Origin of the sequence: Pseudomonas sp. B16120 (assembly GCF_044218845.1) — a bacterium.
In the GTDB taxonomy this organism is placed as follows: domain Bacteria; phylum Pseudomonadota; class Gammaproteobacteria; order Pseudomonadales; family Pseudomonadaceae; genus Aquipseudomonas; species Aquipseudomonas paracarnis.
Map to the genome: position 1 here is coordinate 5747041 of NZ_CP162588.1, position 25064 is coordinate 5772104.

At 61.0% G+C, this 25064-nt stretch carries 21 protein-coding genes; 7 read left to right on the forward strand and 14 right to left on the reverse strand.

Features of this window, described 5'->3' with window-relative positions:
- Positions 1-53 precede the first annotated feature (53 nt).
- The 3 genes from AB4P90_RS26930 to AB4P90_RS26940 all read right to left on the reverse strand — a co-directional run bounded on the left by AB4P90_RS26930 (position 54) and on the right by AB4P90_RS26940 (position 2209).
- Positions 54-371: a DNA-binding transcriptional regulator gene (locus AB4P90_RS26930; RefSeq protein WP_014720197.1), complete on the reverse strand. Its 318-nt coding sequence runs from the start codon at positions 369-371 to the stop codon at positions 54-56.
- Complete coding sequence (locus AB4P90_RS26935) at positions 355-720, reverse strand: type II toxin-antitoxin system RelE/ParE family toxin (RefSeq protein WP_073451740.1); 366 nt, start codon at positions 718-720, stop codon at positions 355-357. The genes AB4P90_RS26930 and AB4P90_RS26935 overlap by 17 nt, the downstream gene beginning before the upstream one ends.
- A gap of 226 nt (positions 721-946) precedes the next feature.
- Positions 947-2209: an aspartate aminotransferase family protein gene (locus tag AB4P90_RS26940; RefSeq protein WP_014720199.1), complete on the reverse strand. Its 1263-nt coding sequence runs from the start codon at positions 2207-2209 to the stop codon at positions 947-949.
- A gap of 209 nt (positions 2210-2418) precedes the next feature.
- On the opposite strand from AB4P90_RS26940, the gene AB4P90_RS26945 reads away from it, so the two are divergent.
- Entirely contained in the window at positions 2419-3318 is a 900-nt protein-coding gene (locus AB4P90_RS26945) for a LysR family transcriptional regulator (RefSeq protein ID WP_014720200.1), read from the forward strand.
- Between the two features lie 226 nt (positions 3319-3544).
- Here the strand turns inward: AB4P90_RS26945 and AB4P90_RS26950 are convergent, their stop codons facing one another.
- The 10 genes from AB4P90_RS26950 to bioB form a co-directional block, all read right to left on the reverse strand.
- Positions 3545-5323 (reverse strand): acyl-CoA dehydrogenase C-terminal domain-containing protein, encoded by a 1779-nt coding sequence (locus tag AB4P90_RS26950; protein ID WP_069868798.1) that lies wholly within the window; start codon positions 5321-5323, stop codon positions 3545-3547.
- Positions 5324-5511: 188 nt separating this feature from the next.
- Complete coding sequence (locus AB4P90_RS26955) at positions 5512-7281, reverse strand: acyl-CoA dehydrogenase C-terminal domain-containing protein (RefSeq protein WP_395605498.1); 1770 nt, start codon at positions 7279-7281, stop codon at positions 5512-5514.
- A gap of 90 nt (positions 7282-7371) precedes the next feature.
- A complete protein-coding gene (locus AB4P90_RS26960; protein ID WP_019817409.1) occupies positions 7372-8661 on the reverse strand; it encodes a diguanylate cyclase in 1290 nt (429 codons plus the stop codon).
- Positions 8662-8881: 220 nt separating this feature from the next.
- Complete coding sequence (locus AB4P90_RS26965; RefSeq protein WP_003194790.1) at positions 8882-10687, reverse strand: phenylacyl-CoA dehydrogenase; 1806 nt, start codon at positions 10685-10687, stop codon at positions 8882-8884.
- Between the two features lie 322 nt (positions 10688-11009).
- Complete coding sequence (locus AB4P90_RS26970) at positions 11010-11291, reverse strand: hypothetical protein (RefSeq protein WP_003194792.1); 282 nt, start codon at positions 11289-11291, stop codon at positions 11010-11012.
- 106 nt (positions 11292-11397) lie between these two features.
- Entirely contained in the window at positions 11398-12078 is a 681-nt protein-coding gene (gene bioD, locus AB4P90_RS26975) for a dethiobiotin synthase (RefSeq protein ID WP_014720205.1), read from the reverse strand.
- Positions 12075-12887 carry a malonyl-ACP O-methyltransferase BioC gene (gene bioC / locus AB4P90_RS26980; protein ID WP_137271057.1) on the reverse strand — a complete coding sequence of 271 codons (813 nt, stop codon included), beginning with the start codon at positions 12885-12887 and terminating at the stop codon, positions 12075-12077. Before bioC ends, bioD begins: the two co-directional genes overlap by 4 nt.
- On the reverse strand, positions 12880-13611 hold the full coding sequence (locus AB4P90_RS26985) for an alpha/beta fold hydrolase (protein ID WP_137271058.1): 732 nt from the start codon (positions 13609-13611) through the stop codon (positions 12880-12882). The genes bioC and AB4P90_RS26985 overlap by 8 nt, the downstream gene beginning before the upstream one ends.
- A complete protein-coding gene (gene bioF / locus AB4P90_RS26990) occupies positions 13604-14785 on the reverse strand; it encodes an 8-amino-7-oxononanoate synthase (RefSeq protein ID WP_014720208.1) in 1182 nt (393 codons plus the stop codon). The genes AB4P90_RS26985 and bioF overlap by 8 nt, the downstream gene beginning before the upstream one ends.
- Positions 14786-14850: 65 nt before the next feature.
- Entirely contained in the window at positions 14851-15906 is a 1056-nt protein-coding gene (gene bioB / locus AB4P90_RS26995) for a biotin synthase BioB (RefSeq protein ID WP_014720209.1), read from the reverse strand.
- A 92-nt stretch (positions 15907-15998) separates the two neighbouring features.
- Between bioB and AB4P90_RS27000 the strand changes: the two genes are divergently transcribed.
- The 5 genes from AB4P90_RS27000 to rarD all read left to right on the forward strand — a co-directional run bounded on the left by AB4P90_RS27000 (position 15999) and on the right by rarD (position 21765).
- Positions 15999-16736, forward strand: a complete 738-nt coding sequence (locus AB4P90_RS27000; RefSeq protein WP_073451751.1) for a ComF family protein — start codon at positions 15999-16001, stop codon at positions 16734-16736.
- A 58-nt stretch (positions 16737-16794) separates the two neighbouring features.
- Positions 16795-17559 carry a TOBE domain-containing protein gene (locus tag AB4P90_RS27005; protein WP_069868804.1) on the forward strand — a complete coding sequence of 255 codons (765 nt, stop codon included), beginning with the start codon at positions 16795-16797 and terminating at the stop codon, positions 17557-17559.
- A gap of 79 nt (positions 17560-17638) precedes the next feature.
- The gene (locus AB4P90_RS27010; RefSeq protein ID WP_166405717.1) at positions 17639-19537 is read left to right on the forward strand and encodes a PhoX family phosphatase; all 1899 of its coding nucleotides are present in this window, start codon (positions 17639-17641) and stop codon (positions 19535-19537) included.
- Positions 19538-19698: 161 nt separating this feature from the next.
- Positions 19699-20673 (forward strand): serine/threonine protein kinase, encoded by a 975-nt coding sequence (locus AB4P90_RS27015; protein ID WP_003194811.1) that lies wholly within the window; start codon positions 19699-19701, stop codon positions 20671-20673.
- Between the two features lie 207 nt (positions 20674-20880).
- The gene (rarD, locus tag AB4P90_RS27020) at positions 20881-21765 is read left to right on the forward strand and encodes an EamA family transporter RarD (RefSeq protein WP_166405718.1); all 885 of its coding nucleotides are present in this window, start codon (positions 20881-20883) and stop codon (positions 21763-21765) included.
- Between the two features lie 222 nt (positions 21766-21987).
- On the opposite strand, the gene AB4P90_RS27025 is transcribed toward rarD, so the two are convergent.
- A complete protein-coding gene (locus AB4P90_RS27025; RefSeq protein ID WP_003194815.1) occupies positions 21988-22500 on the reverse strand; it encodes a glycine cleavage system protein R in 513 nt (170 codons plus the stop codon).
- A gap of 320 nt (positions 22501-22820) precedes the next feature.
- Here AB4P90_RS27025 and AB4P90_RS27030 point away from each other — a divergent pair, with 320 nt between their 5' ends.
- Positions 22821-24998 (forward strand): malate synthase G, encoded by a 2178-nt coding sequence (locus tag AB4P90_RS27030; RefSeq protein WP_019817415.1) that lies wholly within the window; start codon positions 22821-22823, stop codon positions 24996-24998.
- The last annotated feature ends 66 nt before the right edge of the window (positions 24999-25064 follow it).

The following is a 25064-nucleotide window of genomic DNA, read 5'->3' on the forward strand; positions in this document are numbered from 1 at the left end:
TAATCGACCTTGGCGGTTCGTGAGGGTTCAGTGGATTCTGGCATTGGGCCATCTCAGGCCAGAATCTGCAGGCCATGTTTTTGCACGATACTCAATAACTTGAGCGCCATGCCACTGGGCCGCTTCTCTCCCGACTCCCATTTTTTGACGGTAGACGCGCTGGTGTTCAGGTAGCGGGCGAACACAGGTTGGCTGACATGGCTGCTTTCACGTAGTTGCTTGATCTGTTCGGCAGGGATTTGGTCTGGCATGGATAAGCACGCCTCATCATATTCTCGCAGAGTGGTTTTGCTGATGGCGCCGACAGCATGAAGTGCCTTGGCTGACTGGTGAATGGACTCAAACGCCTCGCTTTTATACTTCTTGGTCATGATGTATCTCCACAAACTCCTTGAGATCCAGCATTTGCTGAATCTGTGCTTCGTTTAACCTTTCATAAGTTTTGGCCAGTGATCGAAACCAAACAAGTTCGCTCTGCGTAATGTTGCCTTGATCCTTCTTCGCGAACAGCAACTGATAAACCCAATAGTGCCTACCCTTGGCCAATATGATTGAACGATGTCGATTTTGATTGAGGCGTTTTTTCCAGACACCACCGCCCAGATTATCTGCCTGCCCCCTCAGTATTTCGCCAAACGCCTCCCTCAACTCCGAATCGCAGATCCAGGCTTTGTTGGCCGCCTCGGCAAATCGCCGTGTTTTAAACAACCTGAGCTTCATGGAGGTCCCTTCCCAAAAACATACCACCCAGTGGTATAGATTAAAAGTCGAGCACACTGTGCCCCATCGGCGGTCCTTGCCGACGTCCGCTAAGAAACCACTGTTCCCAGGGAGGCTCAATCAACGTTTTCACACCAGAAATTACCCAGACAAAAAAAACGCCCCCAGCCAAAAGAATCAGGCTGGAGGCGCCGCGTATGCCGCGAGACGGTTCAGGAAACTGGGGTCAAACGGCGATGCCCTTGCGGCATTGCACTTGAGCGGTGCGCACCCGAGAAAAGGCGCGGGCAAGCCGCAGCAGCATTTCGTCGATGTGGGTTTTGCTGATGTTCAGCGCAGGGGTAAAGCGCAGGCAGTCAGGTTGTGAGGCAGTGAGAATCAGGCCTTCGTGCAGCGCGGCCTTGACCACTGCTGCGGCGCAATCGTCCGACAGTGTCAGGCCCCAAAGCAGCCCGTTGCCGCGCAAGGGCCCATGGTCGTAACGGTAGGCCAGCCGGGCAAGGCCTTCTGCCAGGTACAAGCCAGATTCACGTAGGTGCTCGAGAAAGCCGTTCTCCAATAGAGCGTCGAGTACGGCGATACCCGCAGATGCCATCAGTGCATTGCCGTGATGTGTACCGTCCAGCTCGCCCGGTTCGAAGCAACAGGCATTACCACGCGCCACCAGCGCCGCCAAGGGCACACCGCCGCCCAGGCCTTTGCCCAGGGCAATGATGTCGGCGCGCACGCCGTATTGCTGTTCGGCGAGCAGGCTGCCGCAGCGGCCGATACCGGTTTGCACTTCGTCGAAGATCAGCAGGATCCCGAGCTCACGACACAGGCGTTCGACGCCTTTGAGGTAATGTTCTGTCGCAGGGACGACACCGCCGCCGCTTTGTATCGGCTCCAGCATGATGGCGACGGTCTGCGCATCGACCGCTGCATGCAGGGCCGGCAGATCGTTAAACGGCACCTGGCTGAAACCTGGCAGCTGCGGTTCGAACCGGTTTTCGCAGGCCATGGCCGACGCCGACATCGCCCCAAGGCTCCGGCCGTGGCAGCCATTGCTTACCGTGAGGATGTGGTAAGCGCCGCCACGATGCAGCTGGCCCCACTTGCGTGCCAACTTGATGGCCGCTTCACAGGCTTCGGCACCCGTGTTGAGCAAGTAGGCCTGATCACTGCCGGTGTGGTGGCACAGACGGTCGACGAGGTCCAGTTGCGCGCGGTTGTGCAAACCCAGGCCAGGGTTGATCACGGTATGCATCTGTTCGGCAATGGCGTCGCGCACGGCCTGAGGACTGTGGCCCAGGCTGTTGGCGCCGCCGCCTTGACTGAAATCCAGATAGGCGCGGTCGTCAGCGTCCGAAAGCCAGGAGCCCTGCCCCTGCACAAACACCTGGGGCGGGCGCGCCACAGTGGGCATCAGGCACTGGCTGGAAACCTCTGCACGCGGGGCATGCACAAGCAGGTCATCCAGACTCGGCGCGAAGCGACGGAACAAGTTCACACTTCACCTCCGTTGGCAACCTGACCTTGGTCGATGCCGCCTGCCAATAAGGCCTTCAGATTTTTTGCGTTGCCTATGTAAACGCTATCAACAAAAACGCTGTTCATTGTCCGATCCGGCCCTGTAAGCCCTGCGAATAGGCGCTAGACTAGGCGCCTCGGGGGCCAGCGGCCATTTCGATTTTCCAGCTTTTTCGATAAGCAAACCTTATGGATTTCAAGCAGCTGCGTTATTTCGTCGCGGTGTATGAGGAAGGCCATGTAGGCCGTGCCGCGGAGCGTCTGTCGATCTCCCAGCCAGCGTTGTCGCAACAGATTCGCCAACTGGAACAGAACCTTGATGTAAGTCTGTTCGAACGTAGCAGCAAGCGTCTGCTGCCAACGCTGGCGGCGCACACTTTATACAACCACGCGTTGCCGCTCATTGATGGGATGCAGCAAGCCGTGGAGGCACTGCGCAACTTCAAGGGCCAGGCCATGCGCACCCTGGCCATCGGCGTGCTGCAAACCGTGCACACCAGCCTGGTACCGCAGATGCTTGAGCGCGTGCGCAAGGCCCAGCCCCATCTGGTGGTGCAGATCTACGAGCTGACCGGGCTTGAGATTGAGCGGCGGTTGCTCAATGGCTCACTCGATATCGGCATCAGCTACCTGCCACCCCGTCAGCCGGGCCTGCACGGCGTGTTGCTGTATGAAGACGAGCTGAAGGTGGTGATACCCGAAGATCATCCGTTGCGCGAGTTCAAGAAAGTCTCGCTCAAACAAGCCGCCGAATTACCGATGTTGCTGCTGGGGGAAGAGTTTCAGGTTCGGCAGATCTGGCAAGGCCAACTGTCCAACCTCGGGCGGCGTCCGCAAGTGCAGGCGGAACTCAATACCATGGTGGGCATTCTCGACAGCCTGCCTCACACCCGTTTGGCGACCGTGCTGCCTGGGCGGTCCCAGGATGAACACAACAGCAAGGCGCTGCTGTGGAAACCCTTGAGCGAGCCCAGGGTACCGCTGAAAGTAGGATTGGTATGCCGCGATGTGCAACGCCAGCAGGCGACGGTGGCGTTGCTGCGCACCCTGCTGGAAGACGTGATGAATGCCCCGTCGACAACCGCCTGACTTTTTCGCGGGCAAAAGAAAACCCCGCCGAAGCGGGGCTTTGCAGACTGTTTCCCTGACATCCATTTCACTCCGCCGTCCTGGCAGAATCCTACGTGTCCGTGTTGTTGCTTTGCGCTTCCTGCGCGACGTCCATGTGAAGTAGATTAGCCGTGGATCCAATGTGGCGATAGAGGACGATTAGCAGCACGTCATGTAAGAGAATGCTTACACGCCCTCCTCGCCCTTAAAACAGGGCTTCATCCATCAGGAACAGTGATTCGCTGCCGGCTTTTACCGATGCACTCAACGAGTGGATACGCGGCAACAGTCGGGCAAAGTAGAAACGCGCAGTTCCCAGTTTGCTGGCGTAGAAATCCTCTTCGCCTTCTTTGCCCAACGCCGCCTTGGCCATGCGCGCCCACATATAGGCATAGGCCATGTAGCCGAACGCATGCAGGTATTCCACCGAGGCCGCACCGATTTCATTGGCATTGCTCTTGGCGCGGTCCAGCACCCAGGCCGTCAACTCATCCAGGTTATCCACTGCCGCACTTAGCGGTTTGGTGAATTCGGCCAACTCAGGGCCCGATGCGGCGATGAACTGGCGGATCTCATCAGCGAACAAGGTATAGAACGCACCGCCGCTGCCAACGATCTTGCGGCCCATCAGATCCAGGGCCTGAATGCCGTTGGTGCCTTCGTAGATCTGAGTGATGCGCACGTCACGCACCAATTGCTCCTGGCCCCACTCGCGGATGTAACCGTGGCCACCAAACACCTGCTGGCCAAGTACGGTGGTTTCCAGGCCCAGGTCGGTGAGGAACGCCTTGGCCACCGGCGTCAGCAACGCCACCAGGTTATCGGCACGCTCGCGCGCCTGGGCATCGTCGCTGAACTTGGCGATGTCCAACTGCGTCGCCACGTAGGTGGAGAACGCCCGGCCGCCTTCGTTCGCCGCCTTCATGGTCAGCAACATGCGGCGGACATCCGGATGCACGATGATCGGGTCTGCCGGCTTGTCCTTGGCCTGCGCGCCCAGCGGGGAACGGCTCTGCAGACGGTCGCGGGCATATTCAATCGCGTTCTGATAGGACCGCTCACCCGACGCCAAGCCCTGAATGCCAACACCCAGGCGCTCATAGTTCATCATGGTGAACATCGCCGCCAAGCCACGGTTGGGCTCACCGACCAGGTAACCCACGGCTTCGTCGAAGTTCATCACACAGGTAGCGGAGGCCTGGATGCCCATCTTGTGTTCAATGGAGCCGCAATTTACCGGGTTACGCGCGCCCAGGCTGCCATCGGCATTTACCAGGAACTTCGGCACCAGAAACAGCGAGATGCCCTTGGGCCCGGCCGGTGCGTCCGGCAGTTTGGCCAGCACCAGGTGGATGATATTTTCGGTGAGGTCGTGCTCGCCACCGGTGATGAAGATCTTGGTGCCGCTGACCTTGTAGGAGCCGTCCGCCTGAGGCTCGGCCTTGGTGCGGATCATCCCCAGGTCGGTACCGGCATGGGCTTCCGTCAGGCACATGGAACCGGCCCACTCACCGGAATACATCTTCGGCAGGTAGGTGGCCTTGAGTTCTTCACTGGCGTGGGTGTTGATCGATACACAGGCGCCGGAGGTCAACATCGGGTACAGGCCGAAAGCCAGGCTCGACGAGTTGATCATCTCTTCAACCTGCGCCGACACGGCCTTGGGCATACCCATGCCGCCGTAGGTCGGGTCGCCGCCCACACCGACCCAGCCGCCTTCGGCGTAGGTGCTGTAGGCCTGGGGGAAACCGTCGGGAGTCGTCACGGCGCCGTCCGCCCAGTGGCAGCCTTGCTCATCGCCGCCGCGGCTGAGCGGGGCAATGGATTTGGCGGTGACCTTGCCCGCCTCTTCCAAAATCGCCTCGACGGTTTCGGCGTCAACGCTGTCTGCCAATGCCGGTAACTGGGCCCAAGTATCAGCGACCTCAAACACTTCGTTGAGGACGAAGCGCATATCACGCAACGGCGCTTTGTAATCAGCCATGGCAAACCTCGTGAGAACGTGAAAAGTAATTCGATAGGATCGGTTTTACAGACCCCGAGTGTACCCGAACAACTTTTCAGACACATAGGGTCCATTCGTGACCATTAAGTATTTATAAGTCACATACAAACCATTGTGGGAACGGGCTTGCTCGCTCCCACATTTTGACCCCGAGCAATCAGTGACCTCTAAAGTGCAAAGGCCTGCGCCGGTAAGCTCATCAGGCATTCGCTCCCCGCCTCCACCGCAGCACGGTGCATGGACGTACGCGGCAACAAGCGCTTGAAATAAAAGTCGCAGGTCGCAAGCTTCGCCTGGGCAAACCCTTCGTCATCCTGCGCGTGCGCCGCGATCGCCATGCGCAGCCACAGGTAGGCAAGGATGATGTAACCGCTGTACATCAGGTAATCCATCGCCGCCGCGCCCACTTCGTCAGGGTTTTTCATCGCTGCCGTGCCGACCTTCAGGGTCAGTTCGCCCCATTGCTGGTTCAGTTCATTGAGTTGCGCCACATGGGCCTTGAGTTGCGCATGCTCGGCATTGACCGCGCAGAACTTATGCACAATCTTGGTAAACCCACGCAGCAACTTGCCCTGGCTGCCCAGGACCTTGCGCCCAAGCAGGTCGAGGGCCTGGATGCCGTTGGTGCCTTCATAGATCGGCGCAATCCGTGCGTCACGGGCCAGTTGCTCCATGCCCCACTCTCGAATATAGCCATGGCCACCGAATACCTGCATGCCGTGGTTGGTCACCTCCAGGCCGGTTTCGGTCATGAAGGCTTTACAGATCGGCGTGAGGAAGGCTAACAGGTCCTCGGCTTCCTGGCGTTGGCCAGCGTCGCGGCCCAGGTGCGCGGTATCGAGCAGTTGCGCGGTGAAATAGGTCAACGCGCGGTTGCCCTCGTTGAAGGCTTTCATGGTCAGCAGCATGCGGCGTACATCGGCGTGTACGATGATCGGGTCGGCAGCTTTCTCCGGAGCCTTGGCGCCGGTGAGCGAACGCATTTGCAGGCGGTCGTTGGCATATTTGATCGCGCCCTGGAAGCTCGCCTCGCCGTTGCACAGGCCCTGCATGCCGGTGCCCAGGCGTGCGTGGTTCATCATGGTGAACATGCAGTTGAGGCCCTTGTTCGCCTCGCCAATCAAATAGCCTTTGGCGCCATCGAAATTCAACACGCAGGTGGCCGAGGCCTTGATGCCCATCTTGTGTTCGATGGAGCCGCAGTGCACCGCATTGCGCTCGCCGGAGTCGGCATGGAACTTGGGCACGATAAACAACGAAATGCCCTTGGTGCCCGCCGGCGCATCCGGCAGTTTGGCCAGCACCAGGTGGATGATATTGGCGCTCATGTCGTGCTCGCCGGCCGAGATGAAGATCTTGCTGCCGGTGACCGCGTAACTGCCGTCTGCCTGCGGTACGGCGCGGGTCTTGATCAAGCCCAGGTCGGTGCCGCAGTGGGCTTCGGTCAGGCACATGGTACCGGTCCATTCGCCGGCGGTGAGTTTGCTCAGGTAAGTGGCTTTCTGTTCGTCGGTGCCGTGGGCGTGGATGGCGGACATCGCACCGTGGGTCAGGCCAGGGTACATGCCCCAGGAGGTGTTGCTGGAACCGATCATCTCGCTCAGCACCAGGCCCAGGGAATGGGGCAGGCCCTGGCCGCCGTAGGCTGGGTCTGCCGCCACGCCGTGCCAGCCGCCTTCCACATACTGGGCAAAGGCTTGCTTGAAGCCTTTGGGCGTGGTCACCACGCCATTATCGAAATGGCAGCCCTCTTCATCGCCGCTGCGATTGAGCGGCGCGAGTACGTTTTCGCAGAACCTGGCGCCTTCTTCGAGGATCGCACTGACCATGTCCGGGCTGGCATCCGTGGCGCCCAGGGCCGCGTAGTGGCCGTGGAAATCGAATACGTTGTCGATCAGAAAGCGCATGTCGCGCAGGGGAGCTTTGTACTCAGGCATGGCAATGTCTCCGGCAGCAGATAGGGTTAACCTACTGCCGGCCATGGCCGTGGACAATCACTGTAGCGCTGCTGAATACAGCGCCATTACTCAACCGGCAGCACTCTCCATGCGCACCGCGCCACGGCGGGTTTGCCCGGCTGCGACCACACAGTTACGCCCCGCGCCCTTGGCGGTGTAAAGCGCCTGGTCGGCGGATTTGAGCACCTCGTCGGGGCTGCGTTGCTCGGCCTGGCGCTCGGCCACGCCGATGCTTACCGTCACCGACACGCTGGACGCGCCGCTGCCCGCACGGCGCTGGCGGCCTTGATGATCGTCCTGGGGGCGGTCCGGGTTGCGCAACTTGATGTCGTAGCTGGCGATGATCTCGCGGATCTCCTCCAGGTGCGGCATGCACTCATCCAGGGTCTTGCCGGCAAACACCACGGCAAACTCTTCACCGCCGTAACGGTAGGCCCGCCCGCCTCCATTGACCTTGGACAACTTGCTCGCCACCAGGCGCAGCACCTGGTCGCCCACGTCGTGGCCGTGGGTGTCATTGAAACGCTTGAAGTGATCGACGTCGCTCATCGCCAGCACATAGTTGCGACCTAGCCGCTGCATGCGCTCGTTGAGGGCACGGCGCCCCGGCAAGCCGGTGAGTTCATCACGGAACGCCATTTGATACGCCTCGTGCGCCACGCCCGCAGCGATCATCAGCATCACTTGGCTGCACATGATGTTGAGGGTGAACGGCAGGATGAAAGTTTGCGGCAACATCCAGAACATGCCCAGCAGCCCCACCAGTTGTGCGGCGTGCAGCGGGCGCGGCTGGTACCAGTATTGAGCGGCCAGGGTGAGAAAGCCGATCAGGAACATTGGGTACGAGAGTTGGATCAGGCTCATCCAGGCGCCATGCAGCAGCGGCCAGCGAATCTCCGCTAGCCAGCCCAGCAAGGCCTGGGGGAAGCTTTGTTCCAGGGCCAGCGCCACACTGCCCACCGCCAGCAGCACCGCGCAGCGGGCGACGAAGTCACGAAACAGATGGGTTTTTTCCTGCCACAGCGCATAAATGCTGAACAGCAAGGGCAACAGCAGGCAACACAGGTGGAACACCACCGCAGCGTCTTCACGCACGCGGCCATTGTCGCGGTAGAAGTCGGTCTGGGTGTCCAGCAGGAAATAGGCGACGTACACCGTGACCATCAGGAACAGTTCACGTTGGCGTCGATACACCGCGCAGTAAGCGCCACCGAGCAGCAGAACCAGGGTGGGCAGTACGTTGAACAGCGAGGTGAAGAAGACGCTGAGGTCCTTGACGTACGCAGCCGAGAGCCCGGCCAGCAACAGCAGCAGCGACGGTAGGAAATGGCTGAAACGTACAGCGGACACGCGTGACAAGGGTAAAACTCCGACCCGCAAACAAATAATGGCACTGTGCTTCTAGGCGGTCAGTTAAGCACAACCGACCGGGCATGTATCACATTGCCATCACTGTAACGGCAGCTCATCGCAATCCCTGAGTGCATTGCTGTGGTTTTTTAGACTCGCGCCTACACACGTACAAAAAAACCGCCGCGTCCCGAAGGAGGCGGCGGTTTTCAGAAGAACCCGGTAAGGCTTAGTAAGCCAGGCCGAAGTCTTCTTCTTTCATGTCCATCAGGTTGTTGGCGCCCGACAGCATGGTTGCCACGTGGGTGCGGGTACGCGGCAGGATGCGCTGGAAGTAGAAGCGCGCAGTCTGCAACTTGGCGGTGTAGAACGCCTCTTCGCTGGTGCCAGCGGCCAGTTTCTCGGCGGCCAGGCGTGCCATGTCGGCCCAGAAGTACGCCAGGCACGCGTAGCCGGAGTACATCAGGTAGTCCACCGAAGCAGCACCGACTTCTTCACGGTCTTTCATCGCGGCCATGCCGACCTTCATGGTCAACTCGCCCCACTCTTTATTCAGTGCCGCCAGCGGTGCCACGAACTCGTTAACCGCTTCGTTGCCTTCGTTGGCCTGGCAGAACTTGTGCACGATCTTGGTGAAACCCTTGAGCGCTTCGCCTTGGGTCATCAGCACTTTACGGCCGAGCAAGTCCAGCGCCTGGATACCGGTGGTGCCCTCGTACAGCATCGAAATGCGGCTGTCGCGAACGTTCTGCTCCATGCCCCACTCAGCGATAAAGCCGTGGCCACCGTAGATCTGCACGCCATGGTTGGCCGATTCAAAACCGACTTCGGTCATGAATGCCTTGGCGATCGGGGTCATGAAGGCCAGCAGGGCATCTGCCTGTTTCTTGGCTTCGTCGTCGGTACCGTACTTGACGATGTCCACTTGCTTGGCAGTGAAGTACACCATCGCACGGTTACCTTCGGCGAAGGCTTTCATGGTCAGCAGCATGCGGCGTACGTCAGGGTGCACGATGATCGGGTCAGCAGCTTTATCTGGCGCTTTCGGGCCGGTCAGGGAGCGCATTTGCAGGCGATCACGCGCATATTTCAAGCCGCCCTGGAAGCCGATCTCGGCGTGAGCCAGGCCTTGCAGCGCGGTGCCCAGCCGAGCGGTGTTCATAAAGGTGAACATGCAGTTCAGGCCTTTGTTCGCCGGGCCGATCAGGAAACCGGTGGCCGCGTCGAAGTTCATCACGCAGGTGGCGTTGCCGTGGATGCCCATCTTGTGTTCCAGGGAGCCACAGGTGACCGCGTTGCGCTCGCCCACCGAGCCATCGGCGTTGGGCAGGAACTTGGGCACGATAAACAGCGAGATGCCTTTGGTGCCAGCCGGTGCATCCGGCAGGCGGGCCAGTACGATGTGGACGATGTTGTCGGCCATGTCGTGTTCACCGGCCGAGATGAAGATCTTGGTACCGGAGACTTTGTAGGAACCGTCAGCCTGAGGCTCGGCCTTGGTGCGCAGCATGCCCAGGTCGGTGCCGCAGTGTGGCTCGGTCAGGCACATGGTGCCGGTCCATTCGCCCGACACCAGCTTGGTCAGGTAAGCGTCTTGCTGCTCGGGAGTGCCGTGCTCGGAAATGGTATTCATCGCGCCATGGGACAGGCCAGGGTACATGCCCCACGACCAGTTGGCTTCGCCGACCATTTCACTCACAGCCAGGCCCAGGGATTCCGGCAGGCCTTGGCCACCGTGCTCCACGTCGTGGGCCAGGCTTGGCCAGCCGCCTTCGACGAATTGTTTGTAGGCCTCTTTGAAACCCGCAGGGGTCTTAACGCCTGACTCACTCCAGGTACACCCTTCGATGTCGCCCACGCGGTTCAACGGTGCCAGTACTTGCTCACAGAACTTGGCGCCTTCTTCGAGGATGGCGTCGACCATGTCCGGGGTAGCGTCCTGGCAAGCCGGCAGGCTCTGATAGTGCGCTTCATAACCGAGCAGTTCGTCACGAACGAAGCGAATATCACGCAAGGGGGCCTTGTAGTCAGGCATAGCGATAAACCTCTGCTGATGTAACTGGGATGAACAACCGCGTGGATTTGTTATGGCGGTCAAACAGGTGTTTGAAACATACGTTTACCACCCAGGGTTGTCAAGCGTCGGCCAGATGCCGTTTGTCTTGACGCAGGTCAGCCAGGCACGACAAGGCCTGCGGCGGGATGCCTCATGATTTAAAGAAAGCAGAATGTCGCGGAACGACTGTGGGAGCTGGCTTGCCTGCGATGCAGACGCCAGGGTGTATCAGGCAGTACGCGTTGATGCTATCGCAGGCAAGCCAGCTCCCACAGAGAGGAGCGGGCAAGCGATAGAGAAGTTAAGCGTAGGTATCGATCAAGGTACCGAGCATTTCGTCCGAAGCCTTGGCGACTTTCGCCCCCAGCTCGACTTGAAACTTGCCCTGGGCCATTTCCACCATGTTGCTCGCCGAGTTGGACGCTTGGGCGCGGTCATTGGCTTGCAGACGGTCGCTTTGCGCGGCCGATGGCTGGGTGGTTCCGGCGCTGGCAATCTTGCCGGCCGCCTGGTCGACGCGGTTCTGCCCGGTCTGAATAGTGCTCAGGCCCGAATAAAACGCGCTGCTTCCAGAGATGTCCATGGCGTAAGCCTGCCTTTAGAGAATCGTGAAGCCCGATTGAACCAGACATCCTGGCAAAAGGCCCGTCAAAAACACTAATGGCATATTGCCTTAGTGATAGCCAAAATCAGTCAAGCAGGTCCAGTTCCAAGTACTCCGCCACAGCGGCAGCCCCGGCGTGCTTGAGTTTAGGCACTCGCCCCAGGCAAGGCGCGGGCAGGCGCTCAGCCAGGGTGGCGAGGTTTTCTTCCAGACGAGAGGTCTTGGGGTCGATGATATTTGCCACCCAGCCCGCCAGCGGCAAGCCATCCCGTGCGATGGCTTCGGCGGTGAGCAACGCGTGGCTGATGCACCCAAGGCGCACGCCTACCACCAGGATCACCGGCAGCTTGAGCGCCATGGCCAGGTCCGACAGGTTGGCCTGGTCGGCCAAGGGCACGCGCCAACCGCCTGCCCCTTCGATCAAGGTGAAGTCCGCGCCCCGTGCCAAGATCTGCTGCATCGGTTTGAGCAGCGATTGCACCGTGAGCCCGACGCCCGCCTCGCGCGCCGCCAGATGCGGCGCGATCGCTGGCTCGAAGGCCACCGGGTTGACCTCGGCATAACTGAGCGGCACGGAACACTCGGCCAGCAACGCCAACGCATCGGCATTGCGCAGGCCCTGGGCCGTCAGTTGGCAGCCCGACGCCACCGGCTTTCCGGCGGCCGTGCTTTTGCCGCAAAGCCTGGCCGCATGCAACAGGCCGGCGGCGATGGTGGTCTTGCCAACATCGGTGTCTGTACCGGTGATGAAGTAAGCGGCGCTCATAACGGTTTCTCCAGTACGGCATACACCACCTGGTACGTGGCGGGCAGGCCCTGGGCCTGGCGGAACTGCTCGTAGGCCTCTACCAGCGCGACAATCCGCGCACGGCCTGTCAACCCTCCCGGGCGGCCTGGGTTGAGGTTATGGGCGCCCAGTGCCTTGAGTTCATGGGTCAGGCTGCGCACATCCGGGTAATGCAATACGTGGGGCTTTCGCTCCAGGCTGATCACGCGCAAACCACTGGCCGCACACAGTTGCTGATAAGCCTCGAAGGTGCGGAAGCGATTGACGTGGACCAGGCCGTCCGCCGCCCGCCAACTCTCGCGCAACTCATCCAGGGTGCCTACGCACAGGCTGGCAAAGGCCAGCACGCCACCTGGTCGCAGCACACGCGTGGCTTCACTGAGTACCGCATCAAAATGGGCACACCACTGCACCGCGAGGCTGGAGAAGAACAGCTCGAAGCTGTCAGCTGCAAGCGGCAAGCGTTCTGCATCGCCGGCTATAAAGTGCGCAGCGCCACCCAGCGGACGCGCGTGGTTGAGCATGCCCTCGGCAATATCCAACGCCACACCTTGGCTGCCGGGCAAACGCTTGCCCAATACGCGGCTGAAGTAACCCGTGCCACAGCCCATGTCCAGCCAACGCCGGGGCACCAGGCCGTGCGGCAAGCGGCTGAGCAGTTCATGCCCGACCGCACGCTGCAACTCGGCCACGCTGTCGTAACTGGCCGCCGCACGGGAGAACGAGGCTGCGACCTGGCGCTTGTCCGGCAAGCCCCCAGGCAAGGGCGGGTGGGATAGGTCAGTCATCGACACACTCATGCAAAAAAGCCTGGATAGCCCCGGCTACTCCGTGAGGGTCTTCCAGAAGAAACGCGTGACCGGCCTGTTCAATCAGGCCGATTTCTACATCGGGGAGCAAGGCCAGCAGATCACTGGCGGCTTCGGCAGGCACCAACCCGTCCAGGCCGGCAAACAGGTGCAACTGCGGCCCGCGAAAAGCCTGCAAGGCCGCCCGCGTATCCAGTTGGGCCAGCAGCTCCAGGCCGGGCATCAAGACGCTGGGGGAGGTATTCGGCGCACCGCTGACCAACAACCGCGACAAGCCGCGCGGGTCTTCGGCACCCTTGGCGCACAACAGGCCAAAACGCTTGAGCGTGACCTGGGAGTCGGCGTGGCAGCCGGCCAGAAATGCATCGAAGGTTTCAGCAGGCATCCCATGGGGCCAGCCGTCATGGGCGACGAAACACGGGTTGCTCGCCAGGGTCAGCAAGCCGCAGCACCGCTCGCCACGGCGCGCCGCCAACTCGGACGCGAGCATGCCGCCCAGCGACCAGCCCCCGAGCCAGACATTGTCCGGCAGCGTCGCATCGAGTTCATCGAGCCACTCACCGAGTTCGCTGGCTTGCAGCGCCGGCAAGGGTTCGATCTGTACCTGCAAATGCTCGTTCAGGCCGTGCAGCGCAGCGGCCAACGGTTCCAGCGGGGACACACCCAGTCCCCAGCCCGGCAGCAATATCAGTCGATTACGCATGGCCGGGCTCCGAGGCGTCTAACAAGCGAAAACACGCTTGCAACCCATCTAACAATAGCTGCACCTGCGCCTCGCTGTGGGCCGCCGTCAATGTCACCCGTAGACGGGCACTGCCGGCGGGCACGGTCGGTGGGCGAATGGCAGTCACCATCAGGCCACGCTCGCGCAGCATCTGCGACAGGCGCAGTGCCCGGGCGCTGTCGCCAATCAGGATCGGTTGGATCGGCGTAAAGCTGTCCATCAAGCCCAGGCCGATCTGCTCGGCGCCATGACGGAACTGGCGGATCAACGCGTTGAGGTGCTCGCGTCGCCAATGTTCGCTGCGCAGCAGTTCCAGGCTTTTGAGGGTGGCGCAGGCCAGTGCCGGTGGTTGGCTGGTGGTGTAGATATACGGGCGGGCGAATTGGATCAGGCTCTCGATCAAGTCCTCACTGCCGGCCACGAAGGCCCCGGCGGTGCCGAACGCTTTGCCCAAGGTGCCAACCAGCACGGGCACGTCGTCCTGGCTCAAGCCGAAATGCTCGACGATACCGCCGCCATTGGCGCCCAGCGGGCCGAAGCCATGGGCGTCATCCACCATCAGCCAGGCACCTTTGGCCCGGGTTTCACGGGCCAGCGCGGGCAGGTCGGCGAGGTCGCCATCCATGCTGAACACACCGTCGGTGACCACCAAGGTATTGCCGGTGGCTTTCTCCAGGCGCTTGGCCAGGCTGCCTGCGTCGTTATGCAGGTAGCGGTTGAAACGCGCACCGGACAGCAAACCAGCATCCAGCAAGGACGCGTGGTTAAGCCGGTCTTCCAATACCGTATCGCCCTGCCCCACCAGCGCCGTGACCGCGCCGAGGTTGGCCATGTAGCCGGTGGTGAACAGCAAGGCACGCGGGCGACCGGTCAAGTCAGCCAGAGCTTCTTCCAGCTCATGGTGCGGTGTGGCGTGGCCCACCACCAAATGCGAAGCGCCACCGCCCACGCCCCAGCGGGACGCACCGGCGCGCCAGGCTTCGATCACTTGCGGGTGATTGGCAAGGCCCAGGTAATCGTTATTGCAGAAGGCCAACAACGGTTGCCCGTCCACCACCACATGCGGGCCTTGGGGGCTCTGCAGCAAGGGGCGCTGGCGGTAAAGATGGTCGGCACGGCGAACAGCGAGGCGCGCGGCGAGATCGAAAGACATGCTGGCCTCGATTTAACAGGTTCAACTCAATCCACTGGAGGAGCTGGAATGCATTCCAAAGGTGGTTACACCACAGCGTTGTAGAACTGCTCGCTGCTCTTTTGCTCCACCAACGCCTGCTCGATCGCCGCCTGGTGCACTTCATCGGCATGCTCTTCACGGGCTTCGGGCAGGATGCCCAGGCGTGCGAAGAGTTGCATGTCCTTGTCAGCCTGGGGGTTAGCGGTGGTCAGCAGTTTGTCGCCGTAGAAGATCGAGTTGGCGCCGGCAAAAAACGCCAGGGCCTGCATCTGCTCGTTCATGGCTTCGCGGCCGGCCGACAGGCGCACATGGGACTGCGGCATCAGGATGCGCGCCACCGCCAGCATACGGATGAAATCGAAGGGGTCGATGTCATCGGCGTTTTCCAACGGCGTGCCCGCTACCTTCACCAGCATGTTGATCGGCACCGACTCCGGATGCTCCGGCAGGTTGGCCAGTTGGATCAGCAAGTTGGCACGGTCGTCGAGGGACTCGCCCATGCCGAGGATACCGCCCGAGCAGATCTTCATCCCCGAATCACGCACATAGGCCAGGGTTTGCAGGCGCTCGCTGTAGGTGCGGGTGGTGATGATCGAGCCGTAGAACTCCGGCGAGGTGTCGAGGTTGTGGTTGTAGTAGTCAAGGCCGGCCTGGGCCAGCGCTTCGGTCTGGTCCTGGTCGAGGCGTCCGAGGGTCATGCAGGTTTCCAGGCCCATGGCCTTCACGCCTTTGACCATTTCCAGCACGTAGGGCATGTCTTTGGCCGACGGATGTTTCCATGCCGCACCCATGCAGAAACGCGTCGAACCGATGGCCTTGGCACGAGCGGCCTCCTCGAGGACCTTCTGCACCTCCATCAACTTCTCTTTTTCCAGGCCAGTGTTGTAGTGGCCCGACTGCGGACAATATTTGCAATCTTCCGGGCAGGCGCCGGTCTTGATCGACAGCAGGGTCGAGACCTGCACGCGGTTGGCGTCGAAATGCGCGCGGTGCACGGTCTGCGCCTGGAACAAAAGGTCGTTGAAGGGCTGCACGAACAGGGCTTTGACTTCAGCTAAAGACCAATCGTGACGCAGGGTGGCAGAGGTGCTGGCGCTCATGGGCGATTCCTTGATTATGCTTTGGCAAGCGCTGTGGGAAGGGCAATACCCACAGGCACGACACGGATGCTCGGCATATTTAAGGAAGATTCATGCACTGTCAACCTGAGCACAAACACCAAGTTTACATCTGGTTAAAAAGCATACAGACCTGTTTGATTTGCGATGAGTGCACCGACTCGGCCGAGGCCGTGTGCAACGCCTGCGAAACAGAATTGCCATGGCTGATGGAACAATGCGAGCGCTGCGCACTGCCCTTGCCCATGGATGGGTTGATCTGCGGCCAGTGCCAAAAACAGCCTCCGGCCTTTCACCAAGTGATCGCGCCATGGACCTATAGCTTTCCAGTGGACACCCTGATCAGCCGCTTCAAGCATCAGGCGCGTTGGCCGCTGGGGCATCTGTTGGCGCGCCTGCTGGGGCAGCACTTGCAGCATCGCTTCGATAACGCCGAACTGGAGCGCCCCGACTGCCTGCTGCCCGTGCCCATGGCGCGTAAACGCCTGCGCGAACGCGGCTTTAATCAAGCGTTGATGCTGGCCCGCTGGCTCAGTCACGCCTTCGACATTCCCTTTGATGAGCATGCGCTGTTGCGCCCCCATGAAACCGTGGCGCAGCAAGACCTCGATGCCAAGACCCGCAAACGCAACCTGCTCAACGCCTTCGCACTGGCCCCCGGCATCGGAGTTGCCGGGCAACATGTGGCGCTGGTAGACGACGTCCTCACCACCGGCGCCACCGCCCACAGCCTTGCGCGCTTGTTGATAAATGCCGGCGCACGCCAGGTGGACGTGTATTGCCTGGCCCGTACGCCCAAACCCGGCAGCTGACTTGACTCCCCTGCGCCAGCGCGGCAACGTCGGCGCATCTCACCCAAGCGTATCTGCCATGTCTGTGCCCAGCCCTCTCAGCCAACACATCATCCGCCGCCCCCAGCGTATTGCCTTGCTGGGGCATATCGCCGAGCAGGGCTCCATCACCCGTGCGGCCAAGAGTGCCGGGTTGAGTTACAAGGCCGCCTGGGACGCCATTGATGAGCTGAACAACCTGGCGCAAAAACCGCTGGTGCAACGCAGCGTCGGTGGCAAGGGCGGTGGCGGCGCCAAACTGACTCAGGAAGGCGAACGGGTCCTGCGCCTCTATCAGCGCCTGCAACTGCTTCAGGCCGAGATCCTTGGCTCGGACGAAGCGGCCAGCGACTTCAACCTGCTGGGCCGCTTGATGCTGCGCACCAGCGCGCGCAACCAATTGCACGGCCAGGTCAGCACCATAGAGAGCCATGGCCACAACGACATGATCCGCCTGCAATTGGCCGGCGGCCTGCACCTCGACGCACAGATCACCCACGACAGCACCCTGCGCCTGGAACTGCAGACCGGCGTGGAAGTAGTGGCCCTGATCAAGGCCGGGTGGCTTGAATTACTGGTGGACGGGCAAGCTGAAACACTTGGACACAATTGCCTGGAAGGCAGGATCGAGACCATTCTCGCCGCCGAAGACGGCCCCAGCGAGGTGCGTATTGCCCTGCCCAACGGCCAAGTGTTGTGCGCGCTGGCGCCGCCCGTCGCGCTCAAGGCCATTGATGCAGCGCAAGGCCAGCCGATCCGCGTGCAGTTTGCACCCAGCCATGTATTGCTTGGCACCCCGGTGTAACGGGCGCGCGTCTTCAAGCTGCAACAATTCGGTCACAAGCGCTGCTTAAGGTGTTTGCAAAAACCTTAAGGAGCCTGTGATGAGCCTATTAGAAGAAAACCAAGCCACCGACCTTGAACAGATGGTGGGCCTGACCCGCCGTCGCTTTATCGGCGCAGGCGCCCTGTGCGGCGCTGCGATGTTCCTCGGCGGTAACCTGCTGAGCCGCAGCGCCCTGGCCGTGAATGCCGCTTCCGCCAGCCCGCTGCTGGGGTTCACCAGCATCGCCGCCGCCACCAGCGACACCATCACCCTGCCACCGGGCTACAGTGCTTCGGTGTTGATCAGTTGGGGCCAGCCCCTGCACAAGAACGCCCCGGCTTTCGACCCGTCCGGCCATGGCACCGCCAAGGCTCAGGAACAACAGTTCGGCGACAACAACGACGGCATGAGCCTGTTTCCATTCCCCGGTGACGACAACCGCGCGCTGATGGCGATCAACAACGAATACACCAACTATCGCTACCTCTACGCCCACGGCGGCGCGCCACAATCGGCCGAAGACGTGCGCAAGGCCCTGGCCAGCGAAGGCGTGTCGGTGATCGAAGTACGCCGCAAGGGCGACACCTGGCAATTCGTCCAGGATTCACGCTACAACCGGCGCATCCACGGCAATTCGCCGATCCGTTTGAGTGGCCCTGCCGCCGGCCATGACTGGCTGAAAACCACCGCCGACAAGAGCGGCAAAAAAGTCCTCGGCACGTTCCAGAACTGCGCCAACGGCAAGACGCCGTGGGGCACCTACCTGACCTGCGAAGAAAACTTCACCGACTGCTTCGGCAGCAGCAACCCGCAGCAAACCTTCGACGCAGGGCAGAAGCGCTACGGCGTGGTGGCCGCCAGCAAGGACATCAACTGGCATCAGCACGACCCGCGCTTTGATATGGCCAAGAACCCCAACGAACTCAATCGCCATGGTTGGGTGGTGGAAATCGACCCGTTCGATCCGCAATCCACCCCGGTAAAACGCACGGCCTTGGGCCGCTTCAAGCACGAGAACGCGGCCCTCGCCGAAACCCGTGACGGCCGCGCCGTGGTGTACATGGGCGACGATGAACGCGGTGAATTCATCTACAAGTTCATCAGCCGCGATCAGATCAACCACAACAACCCGAAGGCCAACAAAGACCTGCTCGACCACGGCACCTTGTACGTGGCGATCTTCGACGCGGGCGACGGCAACGCCGACCATCCCAAGGGCAAAGGCCAGTGGGTCGAACTCACCCATGGCAAAAACGGCATTGACGCCAGCAGCGGTTTCGCTAACCAGGCCGAGGTGCTGATTCATGCGCGCCTGGCCGCCAGCGTGGTGAAAGCCACACGCATGGACCGCCCGGAATGGATCGTGGTCAGCCCTACCGATGGCCAGGTCTATTGCACCCTGACCAACAACGCCAAGCGCGGCGAAGAGGGCCAGCCGGCGGGCGGCCCCAACCCACGGGAGAAAAACGTCTACGGCCAGATCCTGCGCTGGAAAGCCGACGCCGATAACCACGGTGCCACGGACTTCACCTGGGACCTGTTCGTGGTGGCCGGCAACCCCGGCGTGCATGCCGGTAACCCCAAGGGCGGCTCGTCCAACATCAACCCGCAAAACATGTTCAACAGCCCCGACGGCCTGGGCTTCGACAAAGCCGGGCGCCTGTGGATCCTGACCGATGGCGACTACAGCAACGCCGGCGACTTTGCGGGCATGGGCAATAACCAGATGCTGTGCGCCGACCCGAGCACGGGTGAAATCCGTCGCTTCATGGTGGGGCCGGTGGCGTGTGAAGTGACGGGGATCAGCTTTTCGCCGGACCAGAAAACCTTGTTCGTGGGCATTCAGCACCCAGGGGAAACCGGTGGTTCGACCTGGCCGGAACACCTGCCCAATGGCAAACCCCGGTCTTCGGTGATGGCGATTCGGCGGGATGATGGCGGGATCGTAGGCGCCTGATAGACCGCTATCGCAGGCAAGCCAGCACCCACATTTCGATGTGTAAATACATGCCAGTGTGGGAGCTGGCTTGCCTGCGAAGGCGTCCGCACAGCCACCGGCTATCTATGCTGTTACCATACCCGGCCGGACGCGGCGCCCTGCTGCGCGCAGGAGTTCGCATGGCCCACCCGTTTGAAACACTCACCCCAGACCTGGTGCTCGACGCCGTCGAAAGCATCGGTTTCCTCAGCGACGCGCGGGTTCTGGCGCTCAACAGCTACGAAAACCGCGTGTACCAAGTGGGCATCGAAGACGCCGAACCGCTGATCGCCAAGTTCTATCGCCCCCAGCGCTGGACCAACGAGGCGATCCTGGAAGAACACCGCTTCACCTTCGAACTGGCCGAGTGCGATGTACCGGTGGTCGCCCCCTTGGTCCACAACGGCGAGAGCCTGTTCGAACATGCAGGTTTCCGCTTCACCCTGTTCCCCCGCCGTGGCGGCCGCGCGCCGGAGCCGGGCAACCTCGATCAGCTTTACCGGCTCGGGCAACTGCTGGGGCGTTTGCACGCGGTGGGCTCCACCCGCCCGTTCGAACACCGCGAAGCCCTGGGGGTGAAGAATTTCGGTCACGACTCCCTCACCACCTTGCTTGAAGGCAACTTCATTCCCAAAAGCCTGTTGCCGGCCTACGAGTCCGTGGCCCGCGACTTGCTCAAGCGTGTGGAAGAGGTTTACAAGGCCACGCCGCACAAGAACATCCGTATGCACGGTGACTGCCACCCCGGCAACATGATGTGCCGCGACGAGATGTTCCATATCGTCGACCTGGATGACTGCCGCATGGGCCCAGCGGTGCAAGACCTGTGGATGATGCTGGCTGGTGACCGCCAGGAATGCCTCGGCCAGCTCTCGGAGCTGATGGACGGCTATCAGGAATTCCACGACTTCGACCCGCGCGAACTGGCGCTGATCGAGCCGCTGCGCGCCCTGCGCTTGATGCACTACAGTGCCTGGCTCGCACGACGCTGGGACGACCCGGCGTTTCCCCATAGCTTTCCGTGGTTTGGCAGCGAACGGTATTGGGGTGACCAGGTGCTGGCGTTGCGCGAGCAACTGTCGGCGCTCAATGAAGAACCGCTGAAGCTCTTCTGACCTGGCCCTGCCTCCTGTGGGAGCTGGCTGTCCATGCTCGCCCCCACGCTCTGCGTGGGCGCGCATCCTGTGACGCTCCGCGTCACGATTTAAGAGCAGACGCAGAGCGTCCAAGGCGGCGTTACCACGCAGAGCGTGGGAACGAGCGTTGTCTGACAAATATCCTTACAATTGCACTTTGTTAGCTGCCTGAGCAAGGATTCTGCAATGCAAGCCGCCAACCCCCGCAAGGGGTACATCCTGGGCCTGAGCGCCTATGTCATCTGGGGTCTGTTCCCGCTCTACTTCAAAGCCATCGCCAGCGTGCCCGCCGCCGAGATCATCGTGCACCGCGTGTTGTGGTCGGCCCTGTTCGGTGGGCTGTTGCTGATGGTGTGGAAACATCCCGGCTGGTTTCGCGAACTGCGCGACAACCCCAAGCGCCTGGCGATCCTGGCCCTCAGCGGTTCGTTGATCGCCGCTAACTGGCTGACCTATGTGTGGTCGGTGAACACCGGGCGCATGCTTGAAGCGAGCCTGGGTTACTACATCAACCCGCTGGTGAATGTACTGCTGGGCATGCTGATCCTCGGCGAGCGCTTGCGCCGTTTGCAATGGGTAGCGGTGGGGTTGGCAGCGATAGGTGTGGCGCAGCAGGTGTGGCAAGTCGGTAGCCTGCCGTGGGTGTCGCTGGCGCTGGCGCTGACGTTCGGCTTCTACGGTTTGATCCGCAAGCAGGCGCCGGTCAAGGCGCTGCCAGGGCTGGTGGTGGAAACCTGGATGCTGGTACCCGTTGCCGTCGCCTGGTTGTTGTTCAACCCGACCGCCCACAGCGCGCAACTGGCGTTCTGGAGCACCTCAGAGGCCTGGTGGCTGGTGGCCGCAGGCCCGGTGACGCTGATTCCCCTGGTGTGCTTCAACGCCGCTGCACGGCATTTGCCCTACACCGCCCTGGGCTTTTTGCAGTATGTGGCGCCGACGCTGGTGTTGCTCGAAGCCGTGCTGTTGTTCGGTGAACACCTGGCGCCGAGCACCTTGGTCGCCTTCGCCTTTATCTGGGCCGGGTTGGTGGTGTACAGCCTGGATGCCTGGCTGACCGTGCGTAAACGCTGATCAAATAACGTACAAACCTCTACAAGCCACGGCTTTCGTGGCTTGTAGCGTTCGACCCCAAGGTTATCCACAACCTGATCCCCGCCATTTGTGCACAAGCCCTTGAAACTGCTCGTTTTTTGCTCAACTTGCGCAGAAGGCCGGCGGACGTGGCCTGGCGTCGGGTCTCTACAGGTTATCCACAGGCCCATGCAAGATTTCCCTGCATAACCTTGCGGATCGTTATTCCTCCTGACGCAACTCCACCATCAAGTCATCGGCCAAGGTTTCCAAAGCCTCTTGCAGGGTTTCCAGCGAAAGCGTGGCCGGCACTTGCAACAACGCCTCGGCGTTGAACAGCGGGTCACCGCTCATGGGCGCCGGGCGCACATCGGTGCTCAGGCGTTCCAGGTTGACGCCCTGCTGGCTCAGCAGCGCGGTGATCTCACGCACGATGCCCGAGCGGTCATTGCCCACCAGGGTCATCAGGATCGGCTTGGACGCCGATGCCTGGCCGCTGCTGCCCTCACCCACCAACACGCGAATGCCATGGGTGGATAAATCCTCCAATGCCCCCACCAATGCCTGGCGCTGCTCGCTCGGCACGCTGACCCGCAGGATCCCGGCAAACTGCCCGGCCATGTGCGCCATGCGGCTTTCCAGCCAGTTACCACCATGACTGGCAATGTTCTGCGCGATGCGTTCAACCAGGCCGGGTTTGTCGGCGGCGATAATAGTGAGTACAAGATGGTCCATGGCGCAGTCCCTCGGTTGGTTGATCCTCGATTATAGACATGCCGCGTTTATCCAGAAGGGACGCGTGATCGTCAACGTCCATCGCAGGCAAGCCAGCTCCCCCAGACAAATCGTGTACCATTTTTATATTTATCTGGAACAATCCAATAGTTTTTTGAGAACATCTGGTTCTCCGCTGTGACCGTACGACCAAAGTGGGTCGCTAAACGACGTATTTAGTCTAATTTTCACAACCGCAAGTCATCATGTAGTATGCCCAACCGTGCACTACATAATGAAAATCTGATAAAGCGCATAAGCTCCGCAGAGTGAGGCAAGCAATGACTGAACACGTTCAAGTCGGTGGCCTGCAGGTCGCCAAAGTCCTGTTCGACTTCGTGAACAACGAAGCCATTCCCGGTACCGGCATCACTGCCGACCAGTTCTGGGCCGGTGCCGACAAGGTCATCCATGACCTGGCCCCGAAGAACAAAGCCCTACTCGCCAAACGCGACGACTTCCAGGCGCGGATCGATACCTGGCACCAGACCCACGCCGGCCAGGCCCATGACCCGGTGGCCTACAAAGCCTTCCTGCAAGACATCGGCTACCTGTTGCCAGAAGCCGCAGACTTTGAGGCCTCGACCCAAAACGTCGATGATGAGATCGCACGCATGGCCGGCCCACAGCTGGTCGTGCCGGTGATGAACGCCCGCTTCGCCCTCAATGCCTCGAATGCGCGCTGGGGCTCGCTGTACGACGCGCTCTATGGCACCGACGCCATCAGCGAAGCCAACGGCGCCGAGAAGGGCAAGGGCTATAACAAAGTGCGTGGCGACAAGGTCATTGCCTTCGCCCGCGCTTTCCTCGACGAGGCCGCACCGCTCAGCGCCGGCAGCCATGTCGATTCCACCGGCTACAAAATCGTCGATGGCAAGCTGATCGTCAGCCTCAAAGGCGGCAGCAACAGCGGCCTGCGTGACGATGCCCAGTTGATCGGTTTCCAGGGCCCTGCGGCCGAGCCGATTGCGATCCTGCTCAAGCACAATGGCCTGCACTTCGAAATCCAGATCGACGCCAGCACCCCAGTCGGCCAAACCGACGCCGCAGGCGTCAAAGACGTGCTGATGGAAGCCGCGCTGACCACCATCATGGACTGCGAAGACTCTGTGGCCGCCGTCGACGCCGATGACAAAGTGGTGATCTACCGCAACTGGCTCGGCCTGATGAAGGGCGACCTGGCCGAAGAAGTGGCCAAGGGCGGCCAGACCTTCACCCGCACCATGAACCCTGACCGCGTCTACACCGGCGTGGATGGCAGCGACGTGACCCTGCACGGCCGTTCGCTGTTGTTCGTGCGCAACGTTGGCCACTTGATGACCATCGACGCGATCCTCGATAAAGACGGCAACGAAGTACCCGAAGGCATCCTCGACGGCCTGATCACCAGCCTGGCGGCGATCCACAGCCTCAACGGCAACAACACCCGCAAGAACAGCCGCACCGGTTCTGTGTACATCGTGAAACCGAAGATGCACGGCCCGGAAGAAGCCGCGTTCACCAACGAACTGTTCGGTCGCATCGAAGAGGTGCTGAACCTGGCGCGCAATACCCTCAAGGTCGGGATCATGGACGAGGAGCGCCGCACCACGGTCAACCTCAAGGCCTGCATCAAGGCGGCCAGCGAGCGTGTGGTGTTTATCAACACCGGTTTCCTCGACCGTACCGGCGATGAAATCCACACCTCCATGGAAGCCGGCGCGATGGTGCGCAAGGCGGCCATGAAGGCGGAAAAATGGATCGGCGCCTATGAGAACTGGAACGTCGATATCGGCCTGAGCACCGGCCTGCAAGGGCGTGCACAAATCGGTAAAGGCATGTGGGCCATGCCCGACCTGATGGCTTTGATGCTTGAGCAGAAAATCGCCCACCCGTTGGCCGGTGCCAACACCGCCTGGGTACCGTCGCCGACCGCTGCGGCCCTGCATGCGTTGCACTACCACAAGGTTGATGTGTTTGCCCGCCAGGCCGAACTGGCCAAGCGCGAGCGCGCTTCGGTGGACGATATCCTCACCATTCCTCTGGCCAGCAACACCGATTGGTCCGAAGAAGAGATCCGCAACGAACTGGACAACAACGCCCAGGGCATCCTCGGCTATGTGGTGCGTTGGATCGACCAGGGTGTGGGCTGCTCCAAGGTGCCGGACATCAACGATGTCGGCCTGATGGAAGACCGCGCCACCCTGCGCATTTCCAGCCAGCACATCGCCAACTGGCTGCGCCACGGCATCGTCAACGAAGCTCAAGTGATGGACAGCCTCAAGCGCATGGCGCCGGTGGTGGACCGCCAGAATGCCGGGGATGCGTTGTACCGCCCACTGGCTCCGGACTTCGACAGCAACATCGCGTTCCAGGCAGCGGTGGAGTTGGTGATTGAAGGGACCAAGCAGCCCAATGGCTATACCGAGCCGGTGTTGCATCGCAGGCGTCGGGAGTTCAAGGCCAAGAACGGCCTGTAATGGAAAAAAGCCCTGATCGAAGATCGGGGCTTTTTTATCAGGTGTGTCAGTTAGACCGCGTTGCCT